The sequence below is a fragment of the Mycobacterium sp. 1245801.1 genome (assembly GCF_001673055.1).
Classification (GTDB): Bacteria; Actinomycetota; Actinomycetes; order Mycobacteriales; family Mycobacteriaceae; genus Mycobacterium; species Mycobacterium europaeum_A.
Window position 1 is genome coordinate 1 of record NZ_LZKY01000018.1, and the last position, 2,766, is coordinate 2,766.

General features: G+C 68.4%; 2 protein-coding genes. Both read left to right on the top strand.

Annotated elements, in window-relative coordinates; translation table 11 throughout:
* Positions 1-1,036, top strand: a 1,036-nt coding sequence (locus A5622_RS01010; RefSeq protein ID WP_066876098.1) for a hypothetical protein, incomplete at its 5' end; no start/stop codon positions are given.
* Between the two features lie 154 nt (positions 1,037-1,190).
* Positions 1,191-2,766, top strand: a 1,576-nt coding sequence (locus A5622_RS01015) for an Hsp70 family protein (protein WP_232002806.1), incomplete at its 3' end; no start/stop codon positions are given.

A 2,766-nucleotide genomic window follows, 5' to 3' on the forward strand; every position in this document is an offset into this window, starting at 1 on the left:
GCAGAAGGCGCTGAACTACGAGGGCGACGACGTCATCACGATTTTCAAGGGCCTGCAGCTCGACATCGGGGCGCCGCCGCAGTTCATGGATTTCCGGTACACGGTCCATGACCGCTGGCACGGCGAATTCCAGCTCGACCACTGCGGCGCCCTGCTCGACGTGGAGCCGATGGGCGAACAGTACGTGTTCGGAATGTGCCACACCATCGAGGATCCGACGTTCGACGCCACCGCGATCGCGACCAACCCGCGCGCCCAGGTGCGCCCGATCCACCGGCCGCCCCGCACGCCCGCCGACCGGCACCCGCACTGCGCGTGGACCGTCATCATCGACGAGTCCTACCCCGAGGCGCAGAGCATCCCGGCGCTGGACATCGTCAGCCGAACCCGCGCCGCCACATGGGAACTCGACGCCATCGATCGTTCGGACGAGGGGCAGGCGGATTACTCGGGCCCCCTGCTGTCCGACTTCGACTTCGCCGCCTTCTCCCATTCGGCGCTGGTCCGGATGGCCGACGAGGTGTGCCTGCAGATGCACCTGCTGTACCTGTCGTTCGCGATCGCGGTGCGGGCCCGGGCGGCTAGCGAGGAGGAAGCCGTCGGCGTATGCACCCGGGGCCTGATCGGCATAGCGGGCGTGGCCGCCGAACGCATCCACCGGGCGCTGAAGCTTCCTGGCGGGATCGAAGGGGTATTGCGGGTCCTCGAGCTGCACCCGCTGCTGAACCCCGCGGATTACGTTGTCGCCGAGACGGAATCGAACCGGTTGCACGTCCGCCCGTCGCCGGCCCACGACGACGCCGCCTGGATCTCGTTGTGCTCGCCGGAATCCGTCCAACCGCTCCAGGCCATCGTCACCGCGGTGGAACCGCACCTGGCGGTCCGAGTTAGCGGGACGGCCACCGACTGGACGGCGGAGCTGATCGAAACCGATACGCCCGCCGAGGAACTGCCAGAGGTTTCGGTGGTCAGGGTCAGCGGCGGATCGACATTCCAGTTCGAGCCCAGGCGTTCGCTGCCGCTGACGGTGTTGTAGCACAAAGCTTTTTGTCAAGGGGTTTTCGATACCGCTTCGGTGACGCAAGCGCATCGAGCGGATACCAATGACATTGCGAAGCATCGGCTTTCCGCGTGTCCGCCGCTATCGTTAACGCTGGCCACCGACCCCTATGGACGAAGGTTTTCGCTCTATGTACGACCCACTCGGGTTGTCGATCGGGACCACGAACCTGGTCGCTGCGCGTAATGGAAGCCCACCGGTTACCCGCCGGTCGGTGGTTACCCTTTACCCGCACTGTGCTCCGAAAGTCGGTGCGCCCGAAGAGAATCCGTACCTCGCCGAGCCCGGCGTGCCGATGAAGGGCTTCATCGAGCGCATCGGTGATTCCGTCGCGCTGGTGTCACCCGACGGTTCCACGCACGACCCGGAACTGCTGACGGTGGAGGCGCTGGACGCGATGGTGCTCGCCGCGGGTGCGGACGCGGCATGTTCGGAGATCTCCATCGCCGTGCCCGCGCACTGGAAACCGGCGACGGTGCAGGCGCTGCGGGACGCCCTGCGCACCCATGTGGGCTTCGTGCGTAGCGGGATGGCGCCGCGGCTGGTCAGCGACGCCATCGCCTCGCTGACCGCGGTCAAGTCCGAGCTCGGACTGCCCGACGAGGGCGTGGTGGGGCTGCTCGACTTCGGCGGCAGCGGCACGTCGGCCACCTTGGTCGACGTCGCGGGGGATTTCGAACTCGTCAGCGCGACACTGCGTTACACCGCGCTGTCGGGCGAAGAGATCGACCAGGAGTTGCAGCTGCGTGCCTTCGAGGAGCTGGGCCACGGCAGTGGCCTGGACCCGGCCAGCACCGCCGGTGTCGGCCAGCTCGGCGAACTCAGGGAACAATGCCGCGCGGCCAAGGAGCGGCTCTCGGCCGACATGGCCACCGACATCGTCGCGGTGCTCGGCGGGCGCAGTTGCAGCCTGACGCTGACGCAGGACGACCTCGAAGAGCTGATCCAGGATCGGCTGACCGGCTTCATCTATGCCTTCGACGACATGCTGGTCCGCTACCGCAAGAGCTGGTCGGACCTGGCCGCGGTGGTCACGGTCGGGGGCGGCGCGCGCATACCGCTTGTCACCGAACGTCTTTCGATGCACGGCCGCACGCCGATCCTCACGCCGGCGCAACCTGCCCTGGCCGCGGCAAGCGGGGCGCTGATCCTGGCTTCCCGCGGTGGCGAACTGGAATTGCGCACCCGGACGTCGATCGGGCTGCTCGCTTCGGCCGACGCCGCCGGTGACGTCGTCGACCTCGGCGCCGGCGACGTGCTGGTGATCGACGACGAGGCGCTGACCGATCGCGAATTGGCTTGGTCGCAAACCGAATACCCCGGTGACCTGCGGATGCGGTTCGGCGGGGAAACCTACGACGAAGACGGTCCGGCCGGCTGGTCGATGCGGCTCAACGTCATCCAGCCGCCGCGGGAACGCCGGCGCTGGCTGCGGCTTCGGTTCTCCCAGTTGGTCATCGGCATGTCGGCCGTGGTCGCCATGACCGCGATCGGCGGGGTCGCCTACACGCTGACCGGGATCGAGAACCGCCAGGCCCCACCCGCGCCGTCCGTCGCGCCGCTGCCCGCCCCGCCGGCCAACTCCGTGGCACCGCGCCCGGCCGCACCGCCGCCGCCCACCGCCGTCCCGCCGCCCGCCGGCGTCAAGGCCTACGTCGCGGGCCAGGGAGCGCAGACCGCCGCCGTGATTGTTGTCGGTGACAAGA